The sequence below is a fragment of the Streptomyces sp. NBC_00353 genome, from assembly GCF_036108815.1.
GTDB lineage: Bacteria > Actinomycetota > Actinomycetes > Streptomycetales > Streptomycetaceae > Streptomyces.
Genome location: NZ_CP107985.1, coordinates 5,521,723 through 5,546,567 on the forward strand (window position 1 = coordinate 5,521,723; position 24,845 = coordinate 5,546,567).

The 24,845-nt window shown below is 69.2% G+C and carries 17 protein-coding genes and 4 tRNA genes; 9 read left to right on the forward strand and 12 right to left on the reverse strand.

From position 1 onward, the window contains the following. Position 1: 1 nt before the first annotated feature. Together OHA88_RS25040 and OHA88_RS44665 are read right to left on the reverse strand one after the other, a co-directional pair. The gene (locus tag OHA88_RS25040) at positions 2–1,486 is read right to left on the reverse strand and encodes a sulfatase family protein (RefSeq protein ID WP_328627145.1); all 1,485 of its coding nucleotides are present in this window, start codon (positions 1,484–1,486) and stop codon (positions 2–4) included. 201 nt (positions 1,487–1,687) lie between these two features. After that, complete coding sequence (locus OHA88_RS44665) at positions 1,688–1,780, reverse strand: putative leader peptide (protein ID WP_443044291.1); 93 nt, start codon at positions 1,778–1,780, stop codon at positions 1,688–1,690. Between the two features lie 512 nt (positions 1,781–2,292). Between OHA88_RS44665 and purF the strand changes: the two genes are divergently transcribed. Beyond that, positions 2,293–3,819, forward strand: a complete 1,527-nt coding sequence (gene purF / locus OHA88_RS25045) for an amidophosphoribosyltransferase (protein WP_030979951.1) — start codon at positions 2,293–2,295, stop codon at positions 3,817–3,819. A gap of 60 nt (positions 3,820–3,879) precedes the next feature. After that, on the forward strand, positions 3,880–4,953 hold the full coding sequence (gene purM, locus OHA88_RS25050) for a phosphoribosylformylglycinamidine cyclo-ligase (RefSeq protein WP_267004320.1): 1,074 nt from the start codon (positions 3,880–3,882) through the stop codon (positions 4,951–4,953). 164 nt (positions 4,954–5,117) lie between these two features. On the opposite strand, the gene OHA88_RS25055 is transcribed toward purM, so the two are convergent. Next, the gene (locus OHA88_RS25055) at positions 5,118–5,375 is read right to left on the reverse strand and encodes a DUF3073 domain-containing protein (protein ID WP_030929682.1); all 258 of its coding nucleotides are present in this window, start codon (positions 5,373–5,375) and stop codon (positions 5,118–5,120) included. A 336-nt stretch (positions 5,376–5,711) separates the two neighbouring features. Then, positions 5,712–6,794, reverse strand: coding sequence for a Leu/Phe/Val dehydrogenase (locus tag OHA88_RS25060; protein WP_326604656.1), 1,083 nt, complete (start codon positions 6,792–6,794; stop codon positions 5,712–5,714). Between the two features lie 175 nt (positions 6,795–6,969). Between OHA88_RS25060 and OHA88_RS25065 the strand changes: the two genes are divergently transcribed. Next, positions 6,970–7,815 carry a hypothetical protein gene (locus OHA88_RS25065; RefSeq protein WP_326629071.1) on the forward strand — a complete coding sequence of 282 codons (846 nt, stop codon included), beginning with the start codon at positions 6,970–6,972 and terminating at the stop codon, positions 7,813–7,815. 537 nt (positions 7,816–8,352) lie between these two features. Next, the gene (gene bldC / locus OHA88_RS25070) at positions 8,353–8,559 is read left to right on the forward strand and encodes a developmental transcriptional regulator BldC (RefSeq protein WP_003949541.1); all 207 of its coding nucleotides are present in this window, start codon (positions 8,353–8,355) and stop codon (positions 8,557–8,559) included. A 478-nt stretch (positions 8,560–9,037) separates the two neighbouring features. On the opposite strand, the gene OHA88_RS25075 is transcribed toward bldC, so the two are convergent. The 3 genes from OHA88_RS25075 to hrpA all read right to left on the reverse strand — a co-directional run bounded on the left by OHA88_RS25075 (position 9,038) and on the right by hrpA (position 13,635). Then, complete coding sequence (locus OHA88_RS25075; RefSeq protein WP_328627146.1) at positions 9,038–9,373, reverse strand: DUF6274 family protein; 336 nt, start codon at positions 9,371–9,373, stop codon at positions 9,038–9,040. A 139-nt stretch (positions 9,374–9,512) separates the two neighbouring features. Continuing rightward, a tRNA-Asp gene (locus OHA88_RS25080) sits at positions 9,513–9,587 on the reverse strand. A 115-nt stretch (positions 9,588–9,702) separates the two neighbouring features. After that, a complete protein-coding gene (gene hrpA, locus OHA88_RS25085) occupies positions 9,703–13,635 on the reverse strand; it encodes an ATP-dependent RNA helicase HrpA (RefSeq protein ID WP_328627147.1) in 3,933 nt (1,310 codons plus the stop codon). A gap of 422 nt (positions 13,636–14,057) precedes the next feature. Here hrpA and OHA88_RS25090 point away from each other — a divergent pair, with 422 nt between their 5' ends. After that, positions 14,058–14,828: a DsbA family protein gene (locus OHA88_RS25090; protein ID WP_328627148.1), complete on the forward strand. Its 771-nt coding sequence runs from the start codon at positions 14,058–14,060 to the stop codon at positions 14,826–14,828. Further along, positions 14,825–15,673 (forward strand): cytochrome c biogenesis CcdA family protein, encoded by an 849-nt coding sequence (locus tag OHA88_RS25095; RefSeq protein WP_328627149.1) that lies wholly within the window; start codon positions 14,825–14,827, stop codon positions 15,671–15,673. Before OHA88_RS25090 ends, OHA88_RS25095 begins: the two co-directional genes overlap by 4 nt. Positions 15,674–15,714: 41 nt before the next feature. Here OHA88_RS25095 and OHA88_RS25100 read toward each other — a convergent pair. The 4 genes from OHA88_RS25100 to OHA88_RS25115 all read right to left on the reverse strand — a co-directional run bounded on the left by OHA88_RS25100 (position 15,715) and on the right by OHA88_RS25115 (position 17,735). Next, a tRNA-Phe gene (locus OHA88_RS25100) sits at positions 15,715–15,788 on the reverse strand. Between the two features lie 22 nt (positions 15,789–15,810). Beyond that, positions 15,811–15,885 (reverse strand) — tRNA-Asp (locus OHA88_RS25105). A gap of 38 nt (positions 15,886–15,923) precedes the next feature. Next, positions 15,924–15,996: transfer RNA gene (locus OHA88_RS25110), tRNA-Glu, on the reverse strand. Between the two features lie 170 nt (positions 15,997–16,166). Further along, on the reverse strand, positions 16,167–17,735 hold the full coding sequence (locus OHA88_RS25115; protein WP_328627150.1) for a metallophosphoesterase family protein: 1,569 nt from the start codon (positions 17,733–17,735) through the stop codon (positions 16,167–16,169). 92 nt (positions 17,736–17,827) lie between these two features. Here OHA88_RS25115 and OHA88_RS25120 point away from each other — a divergent pair, with 92 nt between their 5' ends. Further along, positions 17,828–18,178: a metallopeptidase family protein gene (locus OHA88_RS25120; protein ID WP_030929660.1), complete on the forward strand. Its 351-nt coding sequence runs from the start codon at positions 17,828–17,830 to the stop codon at positions 18,176–18,178. 169 nt (positions 18,179–18,347) lie between these two features. Here the strand turns inward: OHA88_RS25120 and OHA88_RS25125 are convergent, their stop codons facing one another. Beyond that, positions 18,348–18,896, reverse strand: coding sequence for a hypothetical protein (locus OHA88_RS25125; RefSeq protein WP_328627151.1), 549 nt, complete (start codon positions 18,894–18,896; stop codon positions 18,348–18,350). A gap of 249 nt (positions 18,897–19,145) precedes the next feature. On the opposite strand from OHA88_RS25125, the gene OHA88_RS25130 reads away from it, so the two are divergent. Together OHA88_RS25130 and OHA88_RS25135 are read left to right on the forward strand one after the other, a co-directional pair. After that, a complete protein-coding gene (locus OHA88_RS25130; RefSeq protein WP_328627152.1) occupies positions 19,146–21,428 on the forward strand; it encodes a DEAD/DEAH box helicase in 2,283 nt (760 codons plus the stop codon). 268 nt (positions 21,429–21,696) lie between these two features. Beyond that, positions 21,697–24,750 carry an FG-GAP-like repeat-containing protein gene (locus OHA88_RS25135; RefSeq protein ID WP_328627153.1) on the forward strand — a complete coding sequence of 1,018 codons (3,054 nt, stop codon included), beginning with the start codon at positions 21,697–21,699 and terminating at the stop codon, positions 24,748–24,750. Positions 24,751–24,845: the final 95 nt, after the last annotated feature.

A 24,845-nucleotide genomic window follows, 5' to 3' on the forward strand; every position in this document is an offset into this window, starting at 1 on the left:
GTCAGGACCCTGTCGAGTACGGCAGCAGGCCGGCGTCCGTCTTCTCCCAGGACGCCCGCAGCTCGGCCAGCAGCTTCGGCTCGGCCTGTGCCCGGTCCGCCTGTTCCCGCTGGTCATGGGCGAGCTGGAACAGCTGGTCGGCCCCGCCCTTGCCCCGGTAGTACTTCCAGTCGCCGCGTCGCAGCGCCCGCTCCCCGCGTACCCGCCAGAACAGATCCCGCTCCTTCGGCTCCTCGCCCCTGAACAGGTATCCGGCGAGGCTGATGCCGTCCAGCGGGTACGCGGGATCCGGCCGCGCGCCGCCGAGCTCCAGCAGCGTCGCGGTCCAGTCCGGCGAGAACACCGGAAGTCCGCTCACCTGGTGCGGGTCGATCCTGGCCGGCCAGCGCAGCACCGCCGGGACCCGGATCCCGCCCTCCTGCAGCGAGGACTTGTTGCCGGAGAGCGGCCACTGGTACGAGAACCGCTCGCCGCCGTTGTCGCTGGCGAAGAAGACCAGGGTGTCCTCCTCCTGGCCGGACCGCTCCAGTGCCTTCAGCACCTCGCCGACCGAGCGGTCCAGGTCCTCCACCATCTGCTTGTACTTCTCGACCGAGCCGCCGTCCGCGTGGAACAGCCCCGCCAGGCCCCCGGCCCTGATCCTGCGGACGATCTCGGCGCTCTCGGCCGTGTCGCCCTCCGCGATCCACGGCCAGTGCGGGGTGGTGAAGTTGAGATTGAGCAGCCACGGCTTGTCGTGGTCGCGCTGTACGTACTCGCTCGCGCGCTCGGTCAGGATCCGCGTGTAGTAGCGCAGGTCCTTGTACTCGGCGTCCCCCTCGTACAGGTCGTACTCGCCGGCGAGGCCGAGCTTGGAGTAGTACTCCAGCGCCCCGCCGAAGTTCCCGAAGAACTCGTCCCAGCCGGACCTGGTGGGGCTGTAGTCCGGCAGATAGCCGCAGTGCCACTTACCGATCAGCGCGGTGGCGTACCCGACTCCGCGCAGCAGTGAGGCGAGCGTGGGATGGGTGGGTTCGAGACCCACCGACCGGTCCGCGATGGGCTCGGCGAGACCGCCCTTCGTACGGCCCGGGTAGCGCCCGGTGTAGAGGCTGAACCGGGTGGGGGAGCAGGTCGCGGAGCCGGCGTAGGCGTCCGTGAACCGCACACCCTGGCGGCCGAGGCGGTCCAGGTTCGGGGTGTGGATGTGCGGGGAGCCGTACGAGGAGAGGTCGGCCCAGCCGAGGTCGTCGCCGAGGATGAAGAGGATGTTGGGCCGCCGGGAGTGCTTGCCGCGGGCCGCCCGGAAGGGGCGCTCACCAGCGGCCTCGGCGGGAGCCACCGCAGCCGCTGAGAACGGCGTGGCGGCGGAGGCGGGCGTGGCGACGGCCGGGATTCCGACTGCGGCGGTCGCGGCGGTCGCGCCGACGGCGGTCCCGAAGGCGCGCCGGGTCAGCCGCATCGAATCCGTACTTTCGTTCGAACTGCTTGGGTCGCGAGAAGGCATGACTGCTCCAGGGCAGGGCTCGGCCGCGCACGGCGGGGCGGTGGAGGGAAGAGGCCCGGGTGGACCCGTCAGGCGTCACATGCGGACATGCGGACGCCTATGCGGGTACGGGCGAGGGAGAGCGGGAGCGGAGGGCGCCGACGTGGAGGCGGGCTCGGCACCGTCAGCAGGCGTGCGTCGACGGGGTGCGCGTCGCGGAAATCAGGCGCAGCGACAGATGGCGCTCGCGACACGTCCCAGATCGACGTGGCGGCGCTCCACGAGCGTGCCCGAACGGTCACCGAGAGGCTGCATGGGCCAGGAGCCTGCCAAGGGGGCATGCGCCTGTCAACGCCGGTCTCGCACTCCGGACGCCGGCCGATGCGCCGCGGGGCAGCGAGATCCCGAATCCGGGGGCGGCGTGATCCGGAACCTGGACCCGGCGCAATCCGAGAACCGGGGCGTGGCGACAGGGAAAGCCGCATACGGCCCCGTCGGCCCCTCGTCCGGTGTGAGGCTCACCACGAAACGAGCGTTCGGCCAGCGCCCTCCCCCGTCCGCCGGCCGACTCGCCGAGCGCGCGCCCGGCCCTGCAGCCGCCGTGACATCCCCATGGCCGGAACTGGCCGGTAACCCGCCCCCAGGCCGGTCCTCAACCGCCCCGTAGCCCTCCCGCGCCGCCTCCACAGCCCGCCCGCAGCCGAAAGCAATCACTGTCCGTGATCGCTCGATCAGCCCCGGGGACGACGTTTCGTCGCCCTTCCCAGGCGTTCCGGCGAGGTGTCCCCAATTCGGACCAGTGGTCGATCTCGCCTACACTCGGTGGCGTGCCCCGTGGTGATGGACGACTCAACCACGACCTGCTCCCCGGAGAGAAAGGCCCCCAGGACGCTTGTGGCGTCTTCGGTGTCTGGGCTCCGGGTGAAGAGGTCGCCAAGCTCACCTATTTCGGACTGTATGCCCTGCAGCACCGTGGACAGGAGTCCGCGGGCATTGCAGTGAGCAACGGGTCCCAGATCCTGGTCTTCAAGGACATGGGACTGGTCTCGCAGGTCTTCGACGAAACGTCTCTGGGATCTCTCCAGGGCCATATCGCGGTCGGTCATGCCCGCTACTCCACCACCGGTGCCTCGGTGTGGGAGAACGCGCAGCCGACGTTCCGTGCGACCGCGCACGGCTCGATCGCCCTGGGTCACAACGGCAACCTGGTCAATACGGCCCAGCTCGCCGAGATGGTCGCCGACCTTCCCCGCAAGGACGGCCGCGCCACCCAGGTCGCCGCGACGAACGACACCGACCTGGTGACCGCTCTGCTCGCCGGCCAGACCGACGACGACGGCAAGCCGCTCACCATCGAGGAGGCCGCCGCCAAGGTGCTTCCCGATGTGAAGGGCGCCTTCTCGCTCGTCTTCATGGACGAGCACACCCTCTACGCCGCCCGCGACCCGCAGGGCATCCGCCCGCTGGTTCTCGGCCGACTGGAGCGCGGCTGGGTGGTGGCATCCGAATCCGCCGCTCTCGACATCTGCGGCGCCAGCTTCGTCCGTGAGATCGAGCCGGGCGAGCTCGTCGCCATCGACGAGAACGGTCTGCGCACTTCGCGGTTCGCGGAAGCGAAGCCCAAGGGCTGCGTCTTCGAGTACGTCTACCTGGCCCGCCCCGACACCGACATCGCCGGGCGGAACGTGTACCTCTCCCGCGTGGAGATGGGCCGCAAGCTGGCCGCCGAGGCCCCGGTCGAGGCCGATCTGGTCATAGCGACCCCGGAGTCCGGGACCCCCGCCGCCATCGGTTACGCGGAGGCCAGCGGCATCCCGTTCGGTGCCGGTCTGGTCAAGAACGCGTACGTCGGCCGGACCTTCATCCAGCCGTCCCAGACCATTCGCCAGCTCGGCATCCGCCTCAAGCTGAACCCGCTCAAGGAAGTCATCAAGGGCAAGCGCCTGGTGGTCGTCGACGACTCGATCGTCCGCGGCAACACCCAGCGCGCACTGGTCCGGATGCTCCGCGAGGCCGGCGCCGCCGAGATCCACATCCGGATCTCGTCCCCGCCGGTGAAGTGGCCCTGCTTCTTCGGTATCGACTTCGCGACCCGCGCGGAGCTGATCGCCAACGGCATGTCGGTCGACGAGATCTGCACGTCGATGGGTGCAGACTCGCTCGCGTACATCTCGCTCGACGCGATGGTCGAGGCGACGACGATCGCCAAGCCGAACCTGTGCCGCGCCTGCTTCGACGGCGAGTACCCGATGGAGCTCCCGGACCCGGAGCTGCTCGGCAAGCAGCTGCTGGAGACCGAGCTGGCGGCAGGCCCCGCGGCCACCGCCGCGGCCGACGCGCTGCGTCGTCCGTGACCGGCCAGGCACACCGGCCCTGCCATCAGCCCCGTATTTCCACACGAAAGATCCCAGGCAATGTCTGAGACAACAGGTGCTTCCTACGCGGCAGCGGGCGTCGACATCGAGGCCGGCGACCGTGCCGTCGAGCTGATGAAGGAGTGGGTGAAGAAGACGCAGCGCGCTGAAGTCGCGGGCCTTGGCGGCCTGGGCGGATTCGCCGGCCTCTTCGACGCCTCGGCGCTCAAGCGTTACGAGCGTCCGCTCCTCGCCTCCGCCACCGACGGCGTCGGCACGAAGGTCGACCTCGCCCGCCAGATGGGTGTGTACGACACCATCGGCCACGACCTCGTCGGCATGGTCGTCGACGACCTGGTCGTCTGCGGCGCCGAGCCGCTCTTCATGACCGACTACATCTGCGTCGGCAAGGTGCACCCCGAGCGTGTCGCGTCCATCGTGAAGGGCATCGCCGAAGGCTGTGTCCTGGCCGGCTGCGCCCTGGTCGGCGGCGAGACGGCCGAACACCCGGGCCTGCTCGGCCCCGACGACTTCGATGTCGCCGGCGCCGGTACGGGCGTGGTCGAGGCCGACCGGCTGCTCGGCCCGGACCGTATCCGTAAGGGTGACGCGGTCATCGCGATGGCGTCGTCCGGACTTCACTCCAACGGGTACTCGCTCGTCCGCCACGTCGTCTTCGACCGGGCCGGCTGGGCGCTGGACCGCGACGTCGAGGAGTTCGGCCGCACGCTCGGCGAGGAGCTCCTGGAGCCCACCAAGATCTACTCGCTGGACTGCCTGGCGCTGACCCGTACGACCGAGGTGCACGGCTTCAGCCACGTCACCGGCGGCGGCCTCGCCAACAACCTCGCCCGGGTCATCCCGGACGGGCTGCACGCCACGGTCGACCGCTCCACCTGGACGCCCGGCGCGGTCTTCGACCTGGTCGGCAAGGCCGGTCAGGTCGAGCAGCTGGAGCTGGAGAAGACGCTCAACATGGGTGTCGGCATGATCGCGATCGTCCCCGCGGACTCGGTGGACGTCGCGCTGACGACGCTGGCCGACCGTGGAGTCGACTCCTGGGTCGCCGGTGAGATCACGGATCGCGGCACGCATGCGACGGGTGCCGAGCTCACGGGTTCGTACGCGCGGTAGCCGGGGTGGGGGCAGGACGCACCGGAGCCGTCCGGTGCGTTCGCTCTGCCCTCCATCGCCGGGCGGGCCGGGAACGAGCGCATCCCGGCCCGGCTCAGCCTGATCAGGACAGCACAAAACCCGGTCCGGGCAGGCCCGAACCGGGTTGTTGTGTCAGCGCGAGGTCAAGCGCCGCGGCGCTGTGACGACGGACCGGACTGATCGTCCTCGTCCTCGTCCTCGTCGTCGTTGTACAGATCCGCGTACTGTGCGTACGGGTCATCTTCCTCGTCGTCGTCCTCGAACGGCTCTGCGTTCGGTGGTTGACTCGAAGGCGATGCGCCCAGCTCATTGGCCAGACGCGACAGGTCAGTCCCGCCGCTGCTGTACTTCAGCTGGCGGGCGACCTTTGTCTGCTTGGCCTTTGCCCGGCCGCGCCCCATGGCTCGACCCCCTCGGTGACGGGGCTCGACGGCCCCAGAGTCTTGACACGCGTTCATGTTTCAGGACGGACTCTCGGCAGAGAGACCGTGCCCGTAGGGCTTTAACGGTACCTGCTTCCGTGGCCATACGGTACGCCGCCCGCATCACACGCCCCGGAACAGGACCAGCAAGAAGCCCTGTCCTCGCTGGTCAACTGCGATTTTAACCTCTTCTTGGCATGCGACCCGCCGACCGGCGTGAGTCTTGTCTCGCCGGTCGGCGGATCGGTGGGCCGTGAAGCGCCGAGGAGCAGGGAAGACGCCTGGTGAGGCACCTGGGACCCTCGGTTATGGATGTCAGCGGCGGCGCGCCTCGGACATCCGCTGCTCGGCGATCCGGTCGGCAGCCGCGGCCGGCGGAATGCCGTCATCCTTCGCACGTGCGAATATGGCGAGCGTGGTGTCGAAGATCTTCGATGCCTTCGCCTTGCACCGGTCGAAGTCGAAGCCGTGCAGCTCGTCGGCGACCTGGATGACACCGCCCGCGTTCACCACGTAGTCGGGGGCGTAGAGGATCGAACGGTCCGCGAGGTCCTTCTCGACACCCGGGTGCGCCAGCTGGTTGTTGGCCGCACCGCACACCACCTTGGCCGTGAGCACCGGAACGGTGTCGTCGTTCAGCGCGCCGCCGAGCGCGCAAGGGGCGTAGATGTCGAGGCCCTCGGTGCGGATCAGCGCGGCGGTGTCCGCGGCGACCGCGATCTCGGGGTGGAGCTCGGTGATCCGGCGTACCGACTCGTCGCGTACGTCCGTGATGACGACCTCGGCGCCGTCCTTCAGCAGATGCTCGACGAGGTGGTGGCCGACCTTGCCGACGCCCGCGACCCCCACTTTCCGGCCACGCAGCGTCGGGTCGCCCCAGAGGTGCTGGGCCGAGGCCCGCATGCCCTGGAAGACACCGAACGCGGTGAGGACGGAGGAGTCGCCGGCGCCACCGTTCTCCGGGGAGCGGCCGGTGGTCCACGGGCACTCGCGGGCGACGACGTCCATGTCGGCGACGTAGGTGCCGACGTCGCAGGCGGTCACGTAGCGCCCCCCGAGGGAGGCCACGAACCGGCCGTAGGCCAGCAGCAGTTCCTCGGTCTTGATCTTCTCGGGGTCGCCGATGATGACGGCCTTGCCGCCGCCGTGGTCGAGACCGGCCATGGCGTTCTTGTACGACATGCCGCGCGCCAGGTTCAGCGCATCCGCGACGGCCTCCTCCTCGGAGGCGTACGGATAGAAGCGGGTGCCGCCGAGGGCCGGGCCCAGAGCGGTGGAGTGGATGGCGATGACGGCCTTGAGGCCGCTGGCACGGTCCTGGCAGAGCACGACTTGCTCGTGTCCCCCCTGATCCGAGTGGAACAGGGTGTGCAGGACGCCGTCGGTCACATCGGTCACTGTGGTGACTCCCAAGTACGAAGCGGCGGGAGACCCTCCTGAAGGTGGGGAGGGCCCCGGACCGGCCCCACGGCCGGTCCGACTGGGCAAGAGCGTAAGTCCTGCGCGGACGGAGATCTGTTCCAGTGCCGAGGATCACCCCCCGGCGGAGTACGGGCGTGACACGATTTGCTGCATGTCGGTGGTGTCTTCGGTGCTCGTCCCTTACGCGTCCTACCTCCGGGTGTACGAACCGCTGGCCGCCTTCCCGGAGCCGGAACGCACCCACTGGGCCCGGTATGCGGGGCGCGCCCGTATCCCCACGGCCCAGGACGAACTGCGCCGTTCGCTGGCGGACTTGGTGGCCACCCCGCCGGTCGGGGTGCCGGTGCACGAGAGCGGGGACGCGTTCGTCGCCGAGGTGAACGGCGTGGTCTGCGTCTGCCCGTGGCGGACCCGGCTGCGCGGCTGGCTGGCACTGGGGGAGCTGGCGGAGATGTTCCCGGCTCCGGTGCTCGACGCGGTGCTGCCGCCGGTGGTGCGCGGGCAGGCGGTCGCGGACCACGAGCGGTGGGCGGAGCGCAATCCGGACGCCCGGCCGTGGATTCGAACCGCGGTGTGGCAGGTCCCGGTGCGCTGGTTCGTCCTCTTCGCCGACGAGGAGCGCGAGCACACCGGGGCGGCCGCGGACGGGGGAGCGCCGGTGCTGCGCTACCGGACTCCGATGGTGCAGGCGCGGCGCCGGCTGGCCCGGGCGCTGAAGACGCTGCGTGAGAGCGTCGACGAGGGTCCGCTGACCGAGGGGCTGGTGGACGTCGGGCGCTGGCTGGAGGAGTTCCATCCGCGTGCGCTGGTCGAGCTGGACTACGGCGGCCTGGTGCACGCGCTGTCGGCGAAGCAGCTCGCCGAGGACCGGTCGGCCCTGGATGTCGCCGAGGGCATCGCGGCGCTGCGGGCCGGTGACACCGAGGGCGCGGGCGAGGCGTACGGGCGGCTGGCCGAGCGGTGGCGTGCCGTGAGGGACCGTCAGTTCGCGAACTGATCCCGGCCGGTCGGAGAAGGCACTGAACCGCTGCCCCGTGTGACTCGTGAGACCAGTGAGGGCGAAGGGGCGGGAGCGAACTCCAGTGGCTCCAGGACCTACGTCCCGAACCGGGCCTTTGCCTCAAGGGTGACGGATAGCACTAACTGGGCCCTTGCGCCCTTCCCTACTCCTCGTGCCAAAATAGGACAAGGAGTCCGGGGAGGACTCCTTCCGCCCAAGTATGGGCGGAATGCTCAGCATTGCACGCTATGGGGGGTCTGGTGACTCCTGATCGCTCTGTGACTGATCGTCACGGTGGTGTGACTGTCCGCTATGGCATGGTCCATCGGCTTCCGTCGCTGATGAACACCTGGGAGGGCAATTCCATCGGTTTGGCCGACGTGGCTGGACGGATGGTGTAGTTGTAGTGCCGAGGACAAGCCGTTCGTCCTATAACCGACTCGGCCCGCGTCCGCCATTTCGGGCAACGTGGGTCAAGGTGCAGAATTTAGAGGAAAGAACCGAGATGGTTCGGTTCTCCCGAGGAGGCCGCTCATGACCGCTCGCACCCCTGATGCCGAGCCGCTGCTGACCCCGGCTGAGGTTGCCACGATGTTCCGCGTGGACCCGAAGACGGTCACCCGTTGGGCCAAGGCAGGCAAGCTCACGTCCATCCGCACGCTCGGTGGACATCGCCGGTACCGCGAGGCAGAGGTCCGCGCACTGCTTGCGGGTATTCCGCAGCAGCGCAGCGAGGCCTGACACACCCCTGTCGCCGCGCCACAACCGGGCTGCCCGGGTCCCCCAACCCGCGTTTGCCCACCCATAGCTCCACACGACGGGCGTCCGCCCCAACGGGCGCCATACCTATGTCATACGGGTGCGTCGTTCGATCGCGCTGGACTCCGCCGGGTCCAGCGCGATCTTTTTTGTGCCCGCACGGCGGGTGGTCGGTCCTGTGGGGTGACCCGGGATCGGCTGTGCGTCGGCTTCGGTGCCGGCTCGGTGCCGGCCGTCACGCGTCCCTGCCGGCCCTGCTGGACGGTCCCCTGAGTGCTCTTTCGGCGGTCCCACGGTGACCCCGCCCGAGTAGTGCAATTGCACATATTAAATTCGCCAGTTGTAGGAAGGGTGTAAAGTCACCCTTTCTCAAAACTCATGTAGTGACTCCCGTCACACGGTCCATGTCTTGCCGGGATCGAGCCTGCCACTGCCGAGAAAGGGAATTCCGCACCCTTGGTCATGGGGCGACGGGAGTTTCCTCCTCGGCCTTCGCCTCGCCGGCCGACGCGCTGGAGGCATGGGCGGGCGCGGCGACTGCGGCGGTGTCCACAGCGGCCGCTGACGCCTCGCCGGGCAGGACGGGTGGTTCCGGGGGGTGCGTGGCCCCGGAGGCCGTCACGTACTCCAGGAAGCCCGTAATGGGTTCCATGGAGTCGGCCGCGGGCTCCATGGCGAGCCGCAGGAGCCGATGGCAGATCGGGCAGTGCCGGGTGAGATGCCGGTAGCCGGAAGCGGCCGCCAAATGGGCGCGCAACAGTGCGCGGGTCTCGTGCCTCGCTGTGGATGCCGCCATCCGCGCCACCCCCCGGTGGAACGCGCTGCCCCGCGCTGTGGAACAGGGACAGTCCCTGTTGTCTGAGTACTCGTTGGCAGTTGCCGGAGTCAAGACACGCGAAAGCCCGGATCCTTGAGGATCCGGGCTTTCGTTACTGCGGTCCTGACGGGATTTGAACCCGCGGCCTCCACCTTGACAGGGTGGCGAGCACTCCAAACTGCTCCACAGGACCAGGTTTTCGCTGCTGCCTTGCGGCTGGCTGCGAAAACAGACTGTACAGGAGGTTGGAGGCTCTGGTCGACCTCACTCCTGGTGGTGGCTCGGTTACGCCCCCGAGGCCGCCCGGGTCACGGCGCCGCGGCGTCGATCGCCTTCACGATCCGCTTGTCGGAGACGGGGTACGCGGTGCCCAGGGCGTGCGCGAAATAGCTGACCCGCAGCTCCTCGATCATCCAGCGGATGTCCAGGACCTCCTGCGGAACGGGCCTGCCCTGCGGCATCTGTTCGAGCAGCCAGGCGTACTCGTCCTGCATCTCGTGGACCTTCTCCATGCGCGTGGTGTCGCGCTGGACGGCCGTCGGCATCTGCTGCAGCCGGCGGTCCGCGGCGACCAGATAGCGCATCAGGTCGGGCAGCCTGCGCAGCCCGGTCTTCGTGACGAAGCCCGGCGGTACGAGGGCCGCGAGCTGGTCCCGCACATCGGTGACGTTGTTGACCAGGACGAGGCTGTTGGTGGCCTTCAGGCGCCGCTCGCAGGCCTGCCAGGCGGCCAGCACCTGCTGCACCTGGGCGACGGTGTGCTCGGTCAGTGCGACGAGATCGGCGCGGACCTTGTCGTACAGCTTCCGGAACGACTCCTCGTCCCAGGCCGGACCGCCGTGGGCGCCGATCAACCGGTCCGCGGCCGCCGTCGCGCAGTCCTCGAACAGCGCCTGGATGGAACCGTGCGGGTTGCGGGACAGGGCCAGCTTCTGCTGGTTCGTCAGCTTGTCCGAGGCGAACTTGGCGGGGTTCACCGGGATGTTCAGCAGGATCAGCTTCCGGGTGCCGCGCCACATGGACTGCAGCTGCTCGGCCTCGGTGTCGAAGAGTCGTACGGCCACGGTCTCGCCCTGGTCGACCAGCGCCGGGTACGCCTTGACCGGCTGGCCGGCCCGACGGGTCTCGAAGACCCGGTTCAGGGTGCCGATCGTCCAGTCCGTGAGGCCCGACCGCTCGATGGACTCGCCCGACGGGCCCGCGGTGGCCGCAGCGGCCTTGGAGAGGGCCTGACGGGCCTTGGGGCGCAGCTGGAGCTTCAGCGCCTCCAAGTCCTTGTCCTCGGCCACCTTGCGGCGCCGCTCGTCGACGATCCGGAAAGTGATCTTCAGGTGGTCCGGGATCCGGGACAGGTCGAAGTCCTCGGCGGAGACCGGGACGCCGACCATCCGCTGGAGCTCACGCGCGAGTGTGACCGGCAGCGGCTCCTGCAGGGGCACCGCCCGGTCCAGGAACTTGCCCGCGTAGTTCGGCGCGGGTACGTAATGCCGGCGGATCGGCTTGGGCAGCGAGCGGATCAGCTCGGTGACGACCTCTTCGCGCAGACCCGGGATCTGCCAGTCGAAGCCCTCCGAGGTGACCTGGTTGAGCACCTGGAGCGGGACATGGACGGTCACACCGTCCGCGTCCGCGCCGGGCTCGAACTGGTAGGTCACCTTGAACTTGAGCTTCCCCTGCCGCCAGGAGTCCGGATAGTCGTCCTTGGTGACGGCCCCGGCCTTCTCGTTGATGAGCATCGAGCGCTCGAAGTCGAGCGCGTCCGGCTCGTCGCGGCGCTTGTGCTTCCACCAGGAGTCGAAGTGCGCGCCGGAGACGACGTGCTCGGGAATCCGCTGGTCGTAGAAGTCGAAGAGCGTCTCGTCGTCCACGAGGATGTCGCGGCGGCGCGCCCGGTGCTCCAACTCCTCGACCTCGCCGAGGAGTTTGCGGTTGTCGTGGAAGAACTGATGGTGCGTGCGCCAGTCGCCCTCGACCAGCGCGTTCCGGATGAAGAGATCGCGGGACGTCTCCGCGTCGATCCGGCCGAAATTGATCTTGCGCTGGGCCACGATCGGTACGCCGTACAGCGTGACCCGCTCGTACGCCATCACCGCCGCCTGGTCCTTCTCCCAGTGCGGCTCGCTGTACGTGCGCTTCAGCAGGTGCTGGGCCAGTGGTTCGATCCACTCCGGCTCGACCTTGGCATTGACCCGCGCCCACAGCCGGGACGTCTCGACCAGCTCGGCCGACATCACGAACCGCGGCTGCTTCTTGAAGAGCGCCGAACCGGGGAAGATCGCGAACTTGGCGCTGCGCGCACCCAGGTACTCGTTCTTCTCGGTGTCCTTCAGCCCGATGTGCGACAGCAGCCCGGCCAGCAGCGAGGTGTGCACCGCCTGCTCGGGTGCGGCCAGGTCCGCCGAGGGCTCCTCGAGATGCATGCCCATCTGCTTGGCGACCGTGCGCAGCTGCGCATAGATGTCCTGCCATTCGCGGATGCGCAGGAAGTTCAGATACTCCTGCTTGCACATCCGGCGGAAGCTGGACGAGCCGCGCTCCTTCTGCTGCTCGCGGATGTAGCGCCACAGATTCAGGAACGCCAGGAAGTCCGACGTCTCGTCCTTGAAGCGGGCGTGGTGCTGATCGGCCTGCGTCTGCTTGTCCGAGGGCCGCTCCCGCGGGTCCTGGATGGAGAGCGCGGCGGCGATCACCATGACCTCGCGCGTGCAGCCGTTGCGGTCGGCCTCGATGACCATGCGGGCGAGGCGCGGGTCGACGGGCAGCTGTGCGAGCTTCCGTCCCAGCTGCGTCAGCCGCTTCTTCGGATCCTTCTCGTCCGGGTCCAGTGCGCCGAGCTCCTGGAGAAGCTGCACACCGTCGCGGATGTTGCGGTGGTCCGGCGGGTCGATGAAGGGGAACTTCTCGATGTCGCCGAGGCCGGCCGCGGTCATCTGGAGGATGACGGACGCCAGGTTCGTACGGAGGATCTCCGCGTCCGTGAACTCCGGGCGGGTCAGGAAGTCGTCCTCGGAGTACAGCCGGATACAGATGCCGTCCGACGTACGGCCGCAGCGGCCCTTGCGCTGGTTGGCGCTGGCCTGCGAGATCCGCTCGATCGGCAGCCGCTGGACCTTGGTGCGGTGGCTGTAGCGGGAGATCCGGGCGTTGCCCGGGTCGATCACGTACTTGATGCCGGGGACGGTCAGCGAGGTCTCGGCGACGTTCGTCGCCAGAACGATCCTGCGGCCGGTGTGGCGCTGGAACACCCGGTGCTGCTCGGCGTGCGACAGGCGCGCGTAGAGAGGGAGCACCTCGGTGTGGCGGAGGTTCTTCTTGTTCAGGGCGTCCGCGGTGTCGCGGATCTCGCGCTCGCCGGAGAGGAAGACCAGGACATCGCCGGGGCCCTCCGCCTGGAGCTCGTCGACGGCGTCGCAGATCGCGGTGATCTGGTCGCGGTCGGAGTCCTCGCCCTCTTCCTCCAGGAGCGGCCTGTAGCGCACCTCGACCGGATACGTACGCCCGCTGACCTCGACGATCGGTGCATCACCGAAGTGCCGGGCGAAGCGCTCGGGGTCGATGGTCGCCGAGGTGATGACGACCTTCAGATCGGGGCGCTTGGGCAGCAGCCGGGCCAGGTAGCCGAGCAGGAAGTCGATGTTCAGCGACCGCTCGTGGGCCTCGTCGATGATGATCGTGTCGTACGCGAGCAGCTCGCGGTCCGTCTGGATCTCGGCCAGCAGGATGCCGTCCGTCATCAGCTTCAGATACGTGGCGTCCGGGTTCACCTGGTCGGTGAAGCGGACCTTCCAGCCGACCGCTTCGCCGAGCGGGGTCTTCAGCTCGTCGGCGACGCGCTCGGCGACCGTACGGGCCGCGATCCGGCGCGGCTGGGTGTGCCCGATCATGCCCCGGACGCCGCGTCCCAGCTCCATGCAGATCTTGGGGATCTGCGTGGTCTTGCCGGACCCGGTCTCACCGGCGACGATCACGACCTGGTGGCCGCGTATCGCCTCCAGGATCTCGTCCTTCTTCTGACTGACCGGAAGCTCTTCCGGGTACGAGAGAGCGGGCACCCGCGCGGCGCGCCCTGCGAGCCGCTCGGCTGCCTTCCCGGCCTGGGCGGCGATCTCGTCCAGCACGGTCTGCTGGGCCTCGGGCTTACGGATCCGGCGCGCCCCTTCGAGGCGGCGGCCGAGCCGGTGCGCGTCGCGGAGCGAGAGCTGTCCGAGCTGGGACTGGAGATCGGCAAAGGAAGTAGACATACGGGTCCCAGGATCGCACCCGGGCCCGAGGAACGGCGAACATATTTTGCGCGGTCTGCGTCACGGCCGTGGTGACCGTGGGGAAGCCCGGTGTCACAGCACGTACCATTTCGGGCAACCGATCTTCGTACCGCAGTCGAAAGCTGGTCCCCGTGTCCCGTGCGCAGTGGTGCTGCCCGGCGGCGGTGCTCGCAGTCGCACCGGGGTTCTTCTGCGGGGCTGCGACGGCGTCGGGCGGCGGGGCTTCGCAGGAGGCCGGGCCCGCCGGACAGGGGTCGGCCGAGCCGCCCGTACGCGTCGGGTTGCGGGGTCCCGGGCCTGCCGCGCCCACCCCGGTGGAACTCTCGGTACTGCGGGTCTAGACGGCCCTGCGTCGCCCGGTCGTCCCCTCACCACCCCGCATCACGAGCACGGAGCTTGCCATGCCCACGCCCAAAGCGCCCTCGCCGAAGCCGTCCTCCAGGAAGCCGCTGTTCTACGGCACCGGCGTCGTCCTCGCCGCCGCGCTGCTCGGCTACGCCTCCTACCGGGCCACCGCCCCCGACCACTCGGCCTCCGATTCCCCGTACGTCGCCGAGGTCACCGCCGACCCGGATGCCGGCGTCTACCCCGAGCTGGCGAAGCTCGCCCGCCGCGACCCCGGCGACAAACTGGCGCAGGGCCGGGCGGACGCGCCCGTCGTCCTCATCGAGTACGCCGACTTCAAGTGCGGCTACTGCGGCAAGTTCGCCCGCGACACCGAATCCGCTCTGGTGAAGAAGTACGTCGGCAACGGCACCCTGCGCATCGAATGGCGCAACTTCCCGATCTTCGGAGCCGAGTCCGAGGCAGCCGCGCGCGCCGCCTGGGCCGCCGGACAGCAGGGCCGCTTCTGGCAGTTCCACGCGGCCGCGTACGCCGAAGGGGTCAAGGAGAAGGGCTTCGGCAAGGCCCGGCTGAAGGCCCTGGCCCAGCAGGCGGGGGTGGCGGACCTCGACCGGTTCGCCCGCGACGCCGACAGTTCCGCCGCGTCCGCCGCGGTGAGCAAGGACCAGGAGCAGGGATACGGGATCGGCGCCACCTCCACCCCGTCGTTCCTGATCAACGGCCGCCCGATCGCCGGTGCCCAGTCGACGGAGGTCTTCACCCAGGCAATCGACGCGGCGGCAGACCGGGCCAGGAACACCAAGGATGCCAAGGGCGCCGACAAGTGACCCCGGGCATCGGCTACTTCGCCGCCCTGCTCGGTGGGCTGCTGGCTCTGGTCAGCCCGTGCAGCGCCCTGCTGCTGCCCGCCTTCTTCGCCTACTCCATCGACTCCGCCGCACGGCTGCTGGCCCGTACCGGCATCTTCTACGCCGGTCTGGCCACCACCCTTGTGCCGCTCGGCGCCGCCGGCTCGTTTGCCGGACGGCTCTTCTACAGCCACCGCGACCAGCTCGTCCTCGGAGCCGGCTGGCTGATCGTCGTCCTCGGCGTGGCGCAGATCGTGGGCCTCGGCTTCGCCTCGCGCCGGATCGCCGCGCTCAGTGGCCGGATCAGGCCGACGACCGCCGTATCGGTCTATGCCCTCGGCGCCGTCTACGGCCTGGCCGGCTTCTGCGCCGGGCCGATTCTCGGCAGCGTCCTGACGGTGGCGGCGGTCAGCGGCAGCCCCGTCTACGGCGGACTGCTGCTCGCCGTGTACGCCCTGGGCATGGCCGTTCCGCTGTTTCTGCTCGCGCTGCTCTGGGAACGCTTCGACCTCGGTCGCCGGGCGTGGCTGCGCGGTCGGACCTTCCGGCTCGGCCGCTTCGAACTGCACACCACGACCCTGCTGTCGGGGCTGCTCTTCATCGGGCTCGGTGCGCTGTTCCTGGCCTACGACGGGACGACCGCGCTGCCCGGGCTGCTGGATGTGGACGATTCGTTCGCCGTCGAACAGTGGGCCCGGCGCATCGGCGAGCAGGTGCCGGACACGATTGCGCTGGTGACCGCGGTCGCGGTGGTGCTGCTGGTTCTCGGGGTACGGACGTGGTGCCGCCGGGACGTGAACTCCGCGGACCGGGAAGAGGTCTGACACGACGAAGGCCCCATCCGGGGGACGGGGCCTTCGAGAGGTGGCTGGGGCCGGGATCGAACCGGCGACCTATCGCTTTTCAGGCGATCGCTCGTACCAACTGAGCTACCCAGCCACGCAGCACTTACGAGCTGCAGCGGTCCTGACGGGATTTGAACCCGCGGCCTCCACCTTGACAGGGTGGCGAGCACTCCAAACTGCTCCACAGGACCAAGCTGTTGTGCGACTAAGTGTCGCACAAGGTGGTGCGTGCCCCCAACGGGATTCGAACCCGTGCTACCGCCTTGAAAGGGCGGCGTCCTGGGCCACTAGACGATGAGGGCAGAACTGCTACTTCTGCGTCTATCGCCCCCCGAAGAGGGACGTGAGAAGCATCTGACTCCGCTTCCCCTCAAGAGGTTCCGCTTCTTCTTCAACCTCTGGGGTCTCGGAACGGTCAGGCCCTGACCGGCGCCCTTGGGCACGTCGGAGACTGTACTACGGCGTTTCGGTGTCAGCCAAACCGAATAGGCGAAGGGGTCGCTCCGGGTTGCTTCCCCTCCGGCAGATGGCGGCTGACCTCGGCCGTTGTCAGGCCGAGCCCGCCGAGTGTGATCTCGTCCCAGGCCTGCAGACGGCGGGTCGTGCGGTCCAGATAGAGCACCGAGGCGCGCACCTTTTCCGGCTTCTTGTTCTGCAGGGCGCGCAGGCCGCCGCCACCCGTGGAGCCCTCGACCTTGAGCCGGGTGCCGAATCTCATCAGCTCGTTCTGCCGGTGGTGCACATGGCCGGCGAGGACCAGCGGGACCGTGCCGTCCGTCTCGCGGGCCGCGTCCGGCTCGTGGGTGACGGCGATGTCGACCGGCGTGCCGGCCTGCTCCTGGGCGCGCAGCGCGGAGGCGAGCCGCATGCCCGCCATCTGCTCCGCGGCCGCGCCCTGGTCAGGCAGCGAGCGGTCCGGGGTGAACTGGGGGTCCCCCATGCCGGCCACCCGCAGCCCGCCGACATCCACCGCCCGGCCGTCGTCCAGCACGTGCACGTTCTTGAACCGCTCGAGATACATCTGGGTGATGCGCGAGTCGTGGTTCCCGCGGACCCAGACGTAGGGCGCGCCGAGATCGCGGATCGGGTCGAGGAAGCCGTTCTCGACCGCGGAGCCGTGATCCATCGTGTCGCCCGAGTCGATGATCACGTCGATGTCGTACTGCCGGACCAGCGAGCCGATGATCTGCCAGGACGCGGGGTTGAGGTGGATGTCGGAGACATGCAGGACGCGGAGGGTGGCGGGGTCCGGCCGGTAGACGGGAAGCGTCGACGTGGCGTCGTACAACTTGGTCACATTGGTGACGAGCCGGGCCAGTTCGCGCTGGTAGACGTCGAAGTCGGTGACGATCGAGCGGGCGTCACCGACCACCGAGGGAGCGCTGGAGAGCAGCCCGGAGAACTTGGGCTCCAGCACGGACTTCGGGTTCCAGGTGGCGTACGCGCTGACGCCGGACGCGGCCAGGAGCGCCAGCGCGAGCCCGCCGGCGGCCAGGGCGCGGCGCGGCCGGCGGTAGACGGCGAGGCCGAGCGCGGTGGCGCCGGAGACGACGGCTGTGCAGGAGCGCAGGGCGAGATCGCGGGCGCCGGTGGAGACGTCCTCGGTGACTTCCTGCTGGAGACCGGAGAGCCGTTCGGGGTGCTGGACCAGAGCCTCGGAGCGCACCGGGTCGAGGCGGTCGACATCGACGTCGAGACGGACCGGGGCTATGTGGGAGTCCAGTTCCAGAGCGCCGAGCGGGGCCACATTGATCTTCGTGCCGCCGGTGAGGGAGGGGCGCAGGGTCATGGTGGTGTCCATGGGCCCGACGGGCGTACGGACACTCCCGACGATCAGCAGCCCCAGCCAGGCACCGAAGACGACGACGGCGACCAGGCCCAGCGCGCGGGCGTAGGGGTGCGGGGCGCTGCCGAGGGAGGGTGCGAGGGCGGTGGTGTTTCCGGGGGCGGCGGGACGGGAGCGGTGCCGGCGCAGGGCGTCGGCCGCTGCGGTCACTCCGGCCAGGACGGCTGCTGCTGCGCGGAACGGGTCGCGGGGCATTGGGCGCGTATGCCCGGGGACCGGGGCGGCTATGCGGGGCGAGGATGGTGGGGCGCGGCCGCCGGGGGGCGGGGTTACGTGACAATGGCGGGGTGCTGGAGATGACGCGCGAAGAGTTCGAGGAACTGGTCGCCGAGGCCCTGGACCGCATTCCGCCGGAGCTGACGCGGCTGATGGACAACGTCGCGGTGTTCGTCGAGGACGAACCGGACCCCGGCGATCCGGAGCTCCTCGGGCTGTACGAGGGCACGCCGCTGACCGACCGCGGTGAGTGGTACGCCGGGGTGCTGCCGGACCGGATCACGATCTACCGGGGGCCGACGCTGCGGATGTGCGAGTCGCGCGAGGATGTGGTCGCCGAGACGGAAATCACGGTCGTCCACGAGATCGCCCACCATTTCGGCATCGACGACGAGCGGCTGCACGCGCTGGGTTACGGCTGAGCCGACGGGCGGACAGGGAGCGGCCGTTCGGGTCGGGCGGGGCGCAGGGGCGTCCGGGATCGAGGTTCGGGGCGTGTCCCTTGCGGGGGAACGGGAGTTGGGCACAGCGCCCCCTCCCGTCCGTTCCCGCCCCGCTTCGCTCCCCGCCCCGGAGGTGCCGCCCCGTGCGTCAGTCGCCCGCCTTGTCCGTCCCTGTCCGATGGGCAGCCGTCACCGCAGTGACGATCGCCGCGTCCACCGGCTGCATGAGCATCAGCGACGACGGGGGGAAGCCGGTCCCGTCGCAGTCGGCCCGGCCGAAGGGCTCGGTGGGTGAACCGGACGGTTCCACGGTGGCCGGTACGGGGCGGGCCCGTTCCGGAAGCGGCGCGGAGGCGCACTCCGACCGGGAGGCCCCCGAATCGCCGGACCCGAGCGTCTCCGTGGGCGCCTCGGCCGGTCCCGGCGGCGGGCAGACGGCCGCGGGGCCCAGTGATCCGCTGCCGACGCGGGGAGGACACCTGCCGATGCCCTCGCTGCCGGGATCCGGCGGGCCGCAGCAGCCGCCGGGGCCGTCGTCGGAGCCTTCGGGGCCGTCCGAACCGTCCGGGTCGGCCACCCCTGAGCCGTCGAGCACGCCCGATCCGGAGCCGTCGGATCCGCCGCCGGGGCCGTCCGAGTCGCCTGCCGCACAGTTCCGTAGCAACGCGATGAGCCTGCCGGACGGGCTGGAGGCCATGCGGACGCCGGAGGTATCACCGCAGGTGGGGCCGGTGTAGCGGGCGGTTCGGGACGCGCGGTTTGCGCAATGTGGGTGGGGGTGCGTATGGTAGTAGATCGTTTGATCCCATTGCCCGGCGCCGACACAGAAGAGCGCCGTGTGGCGCGTACTCTCCCTTGCCGTGGCTGGACCGCATTGAGGCGGTCGAAATTGCGAATCACGGAGTTATGGGCGCGTGCCGAGACTCCGGAAGGTTTCGCATTTCGCATGTCCAATTTCAGCTCTGACAACACCGTCATGCCCGAGAACGACGAGATTGTCACCGCAGCCGAGGCCGTAGTGGCCGAGGCCGCCGAGGTGTCCGAGTCGACCGAGACCGTCGACTCCACCGAGGCCACCACCACCACCACCGACACCACCTCCGCCGACGCCCCCGTCGACGCCGAGCCGACCGTCACCTTCGGGGACCTGGGCCTGCCCGAGGGCATCGTCCGCAAGCTCGCGCAGAACGGTGTGACCGCGCCCTTCCCGATCCAGGCCGCGACCATTCCGGACGCCCTGGCCGGCAAGGACATCCTGGGCCGTGGCCGTACCGGCTCCGGCAAGACGCTCTCCTTCGGTCTGCCGACCCTGGCCACGCTGGCCGGCGGCCACACCGAGAAGAAGAAGCCCCGCGCGGTCATCCTCACCCCGACCCGTGAGCTCGCGATGCAGGTCGCGGACGCGCTGCAGCCTTACGGCGACGTGCTCGGCCTGAAGATGAAGGTCGTCTGCGGCGGTACGTCGATGGGCAACCAGATCTACGCGCTGGAGCGCGGTGTCGACGTCCTCGTCGCCACCCCGGGCCGGCTGCGCGACATCATCAACCGGGGCGCCTGCTCCCTGGAGAACGTCCAGGTCGCCGTCCTCGACGAGGCCGACCAGATGTCCGACCTGGGCTTCCTGCCCGAGGTCACCGAGCTGCTCGACCAGGTTCCGGTCGGCGGTCAGCGCATGCTCTTCTCCGCCACGATGGAGAACGAGATCGGCACGCTGGTCAAGCGCTACCTGAACAACCCGGTGAGCCACGAGGTCGACAGCGCCCAGGGCAACGTCACGACCATGTCGCACCACGTCCTCGTCGTGAAGCCGAAGGACAAGGCGCCGGTCACCTCCGCCATCGCCGCGCGCAAGGGCCGCACGATCATCTTCGTCCGTACCCAGCTGGGAGCGGACCGCATCGCCGAGCAGCTCATCGAGTCGGGTGTGAAGGCGGACGCGCTGCACGGCGGCATGACGCAGGGCGCCCGTACCCGCGTTCTTGAGGACTTCAAGAAGGGTTACGTCAACGCGCTCGTCGCGACCGACGTCGCCGCCCGCGGTATCCACGTCGACGGCATCGACCTGGTCCTGAACGTGGACCCGGCCGGTGACCACAAGGACTACCTGCACCGCTCGGGCCGTACCGCCCGGGCCGGCAAGTCCGGTGTCGTCGTCTCGCTGGCGCTGCCGCACCAGCGCCGCCAGATCTTCCGCCTGATGGAGGACGCGGGCGTCGACGCCTCCCGCCACATCGTGCAGGGCGCGGGTGTCTTCGAGCCGGAGGTCGCCGAGATCACCGGTGCCCGTTCGCTGACCGAGGTCCAGGCCGACTCCGCGAACAACGCCGCCAAGCAGGCGGAGCGCGAGGTCGCCGACCTGACCAAGCAGCTGGAGCGCGTCCAGCGCCGCGCCGGTGAGCTCCGCGAGGAGGCCGACCGTCTGGTCGCCCGTGCCGCGCGCGAGCGGGGCGACGACCCCGAGGCAGCGGTGGCCGAGGCGGCCGCCGAGGCGGAGGCCGCGATCGAGGCCGCCGTCTCCGTGCCGGAGCAGCCCGCAGCGCGCGACGACCGTCGTGACGACCGCGGCAACTTCGACCGTCGCGGTGGCGACCGGGGCGGCGACCGCGGTGGATACCGTGGCGGCGACCGTCGGGACGACCGCGGTGGTGACCGCGGTGGTTTCCAGCGTCGTGACGACCGTTCGTCCGGTGGCTTCCGCCGCGACAACGACCGTCCGTCGTTCAACCGTGACCGTCGGGACGACCGCGGTGGTGACCGTGGTGGTTTCCAGCGTCGTGACGACCGTCCGTCGGGCGGCTTCCGTCGTGACAACGACCGTCCGTCGTTCAACCGGGACAACGACCGTCCGTCGTTCAACCGTGACCGTCGGGACGACCGCGGTGGTGACCGCGGTGGTGACCGTGGTGGTTTCCAGCGTCGTGACGACCGTCCGTCGGGCGGCTTCCGTCGTGACAACGACCGTCCGTCGTTCAACCGCGACAACGACCGCCCGTCGTTCAACCGCGACCGTCGTGACGACCGTCCGGCCGGTGGCTTCCGCTCCGGTGGCAGCGACCGTCCGTTCAACCGCGACCGTCGTGACGACCGTCCGGCCGGTGGCTTCCGTTCCGGTGGCAGCGACCGTCCGACCGGCCGCCGCGACGACCACCGCGGTGGCACGGGCACCGGCACCAACACCGGTACCTTCGGCCGTCGTGACGACAAGCCGCGCTGGAAGCGCAACGGCTGAAATTAGCTGATCTGTCAGACCGAAAGGCCCTGCCCGATGCACCGCATCGGGCAGGGCCTTTCGGCGTTTCATGATCAGGCCATGCCAACGCGTGCATCCACTGATAGCCTCCGCTTCTTATATACGTGGTTCTGACACACGTACCCACACACACGTACTTTCTTGTTTCCCGTGCCCACGCACGGGACCACCAGAGGGCCCCACACCTCTTCGCTGCCCGGAACGCGCCATGCAGCTTTCCGGCCTCCGCAGATTTGGGGGTCCCTCTATGGGCCGTCATGTCCTGGCACGCCCTCGTACGATCAGAAACGTCGCTACTGCAGTAGGCGTCGCAGCAGCTCTTGTCGGGACCCTGGGGCCGCTGGGCGGCCCGGCCGGCGCCGCCGTCCCGGCGCCCGAGGCGGTACTCGAGGCACCCACGAGAACGATCAGCCTCGTCTATCCCGTGGTCGCGGGACGCACCGGCTTCGCGTATCGTACGGCCGGCGGTGCCGGCTATCAGTGGACGGATTACGCGAGCGGTGCGACCTCCGAACTGCACCTGAAAGACAATTACGTCCAGCCCGTCAACACCATGTCGGACGTGATCGCCTATCCCGTCACCGCCGGCGCAGTCAATCTGGTCGATGCGCCGGGCGGCACCACACGGACCGTGCAACTACCCGCGGGATTCCGCTATCTGACGGTGCACGGTGAGACTGTTGTGGCCGCCGCGACGACGGGAGACGCAACAGGCGAGTGCCACCTGTTCCGCTTCGACGGTCCGGTTCTCACCGACCGCAAGGTGGTCGGGTTGCCCTCCGGTGCCGTCTGCACCGCTGCCTTCACGTCGGTGTACGGGGTCGGTGACCCTTCCAGCACGGTTGTCGGATATACGCTCGGAACAGTCCGTCACTACGGGCTCGTCGATCTGGATGAAGCCACGTTCACCGAGCTGCCGTTCACCGGCGCGCCGAAAGATCTTCAGGTCACCAAGGACTCCGTATCCTGGTTCGAAGCGTCCAAGAGCGTCAAGGTGCTCTCCCGTGCCGATCTGCAGGCAGCCCCTCGCAGCGTACCTATCGTCGGTCCGGTCTCGAATTCCTACGTGAAGACGTTCCTGGTCGGCGATCAGGTGGTCTGGGCGAACGGCGGGGGCGGTGCGCTTACGGCCATCGCCCCCGACGGCAAGACCACCACGTTGCTCTCCTACGCATACGCGGACCACGCGCTGTCCGGCCCGGACGGTAGCCTGCTCGTCCTGGGCAAGGACCCCTCGGGCGACTACGCAGTACACCGCTTCACCGCGGGCCCGGACGGCGCACCTCTGCGTAGCGAGGTACTCACCGTGCCGTGGCAGCCGTCTCGGAGTGCGAGGCTCGCTCTGAACGGGAACCGGCTCGTCACGTACGAGACGGATCCGACGGGCGCGGGCCTCGGCTTCTTCGAGCGGCAGCCGGCCCTGACGGGCACACCGACGGTGAGCGGCCAGACGTATCTCGGACCGGCGTCAGTCCAGTACAGCGCGGTATGCAAGGACGTGCAGAGCTGCCCGGAGCTGTACCCGGCAGCCGACGGCTCCGCCGTGTACACGACGCTCGAGGACAACGGATACCGGATCCACGTGGTCGACAAGGACGATCCCGCCCCAGGAAGTCAGGTAACCGTGGGCACCGCAGCGCCGAAGGTCTACGGCGTGTCCGGCCACTACATCGCTTACGGGACGGGGACCGGTACCGCGGCACGCACCGAAGTACGCGACCTGGACTCCCTCGCGGTGGTGCGCACAGCGCCCGCCGGGGCCTCCGCCCTCTGGGGCAACACGCTCTGGCAGCTGTCCGCCACGGGCAAGCTGACGGCCACCGACGTAGCGAAGGGCACGGTAACCCGCACGCTCACCACCGGGGCATCCTGCGCCGCTCCTGCCCTGCAGGCTTCCGCGCGGTACCTCTACTGGGAGTGCGGTGCAGCGCCGACCGCCGCCGGAGTCGTCGATCTCGCCGACGGAAGGGCCAGGACGATCGGCGTCGGCGTCACTCCCGGCCGACTCGGCGACGGTTTCGTCTCCCGACTGGACGCCGACGACCGGGTGGTTGTCACGGACCTCACTGGCGCGTCTCCCGCCGACCTGGTGATGGGAACAGCCAACTCATCTGTTCCTGGCGCCGGTTGGACGGCCGACCCGCACAGTGGCCTCGTGGCATATGCCGGCAAGGATCAGAAGGTGCACCTCGCCCCGACCGGGATCGGTTCGGCCCCGCTCGCCCAGATCGACTCATCGGTGCCGGCCACCAAGAATGTGGACGACGAGGGCCGTCGCTGGACCCCGAAATGGTGGCTGTCGAAGGCGGCGGCGTCGTGGAAGCTGTCGCTGAAGAACAAAGCCACGGGCATCACGGTGGCGACGCTCTCCGGAGGGGAAACCGGCGGGCTGATCGAAGCCTCTTGGGACGGTGTGCCATCGGCCGGCCACCCTGTGGCCAACGGTGCATACACCTGGACACTGACGGCGCAGCCCGCCGACGGTTCGGGCGCACCGCTGACGAAGTCCGGAACGGTGCAGGTGACAGGCGGTGGTGCGGTGCAACGCGACTACACCGGTGACGGCATCGGAGATGTACTGACCCTGAACTCCAAGGGCCAGTTCACCTTCCAGCACGGCGACGGGACGGGGAAGCTCTCCGGGAAGACCTCGGGCAGCGGCTGGTCGACGTCGGCGGTCGCGGTCCCGTTCGGGGACCTCAATGATGATCACTGCAACGACGTGCTGGTGCGCATGACGGACGGATCGCTGCGGGGCTACAAGCCTGCGTGCGGGAAGGCCGTGACGCCCACCACCTCCTACACGAAGCTCGGTACCGGCTTCCAGGCGTACAAGACCCTCACCACCGCCGGTGACCTGACCGGGGACGGCCGTGCGGATCTGCTCGGCTGGAAGACATCGACCGGTGACCTCTACCTCTTCGCGACGAAGAGCGACGGGACGATGGCGGCCGGGAAGAAGATCCGTTCCCACTGGACCTACACCAAGGTCATGGGGGTGGGCGATCTGAACGGCGACGGGTACGGCGACCTGCTGGCCAAGGACAAGTCGAACGAACTGTGGCGCTACAACGGCACGGCGTCGGGCCAGTTCAAGGAGCGAGTGCTGGTCTTCAAGGACTGGGGTGCCTCGTACAACACCGTTGTCGGAGTCGGTGACATCACCGGTGACGGCAAGGCGGACATCGTCGAGCGGGACGGCTCCGGCAATCTCTACCGCAACAACGGCGACGGCAAGGGATCGTTCGGCTCGCGCACGAAGATCGCCACCGGGTGGCAGGGCTACAAGGGAATCTTCTGACCCGGATGCGGGTGAGGGCAAGGGCGCGGCCTCCGGGCCGCGCCCTTGCGTCGTATGCCATGTTTTCCCAGTCGTAACCACGCCGGCGGCATGCG

Bases quoted from the DNA above. Each gene is read 5' to 3' on its own strand.
- bldC (WP_003949541.1), top strand. From the start codon at position 8,353: ATGACCGCTCGCACCCCTGATGCCGAGCCGCTGCTGACCCCGGCTGAG.
- OHA88_RS25055 (WP_030929682.1), bottom strand. From the start codon at position 5,375: ATGGGGCGCGGCCGGGCAAAGGCCAAGCAGACAAAGGTCGCCCGCCAG.
- OHA88_RS44665 (WP_443044291.1), bottom strand. From the start codon at position 1,780: ATGCAGCCTCTCGGTGACCGTTCGGGCACGCTCGTGGAGCGCCGCCAC.
- OHA88_RS25075 (WP_328627146.1), bottom strand. From the start codon at position 9,373: ATGGCGGCATCCACAGCGAGGCACGAGACCCGCGCACTGTTGCGCGCC.
- OHA88_RS25115 (WP_328627150.1), bottom strand. From the start codon at position 17,735: ATGCCCCGCGACCCGTTCCGCGCAGCAGCAGCCGTCCTGGCCGGAGTG.
- OHA88_RS25040 (WP_328627145.1), bottom strand. From the start codon at position 1,486: ATGCCTTCTCGCGACCCAAGCAGTTCGAACGAAAGTACGGATTCGATG.
- OHA88_RS25125 (WP_328627151.1), bottom strand. From the start codon at position 18,896: ATGGCCTCCAGCCCGTCCGGCAGGCTCATCGCGTTGCTACGGAACTGT.
- OHA88_RS25130 (WP_328627152.1), top strand. From the start codon at position 19,146: ATGTCCAATTTCAGCTCTGACAACACCGTCATGCCCGAGAACGACGAG.
- OHA88_RS25065 (WP_326629071.1), top strand. From the start codon at position 6,970: ATGTCGGTGGTGTCTTCGGTGCTCGTCCCTTACGCGTCCTACCTCCGG.
- OHA88_RS25090 (WP_328627148.1), top strand. From the start codon at position 14,058: ATGCCCACGCCCAAAGCGCCCTCGCCGAAGCCGTCCTCCAGGAAGCCG.
- OHA88_RS25135 (WP_328627153.1), top strand. From the start codon at position 21,697: ATGGGCCGTCATGTCCTGGCACGCCCTCGTACGATCAGAAACGTCGCT.
- hrpA (WP_328627147.1), bottom strand. From the start codon at position 13,635: ATGTCTACTTCCTTTGCCGATCTCCAGTCCCAGCTCGGACAGCTCTCG.
- purM (WP_267004320.1), top strand. From the start codon at position 3,880: ATGTCTGAGACAACAGGTGCTTCCTACGCGGCAGCGGGCGTCGACATC.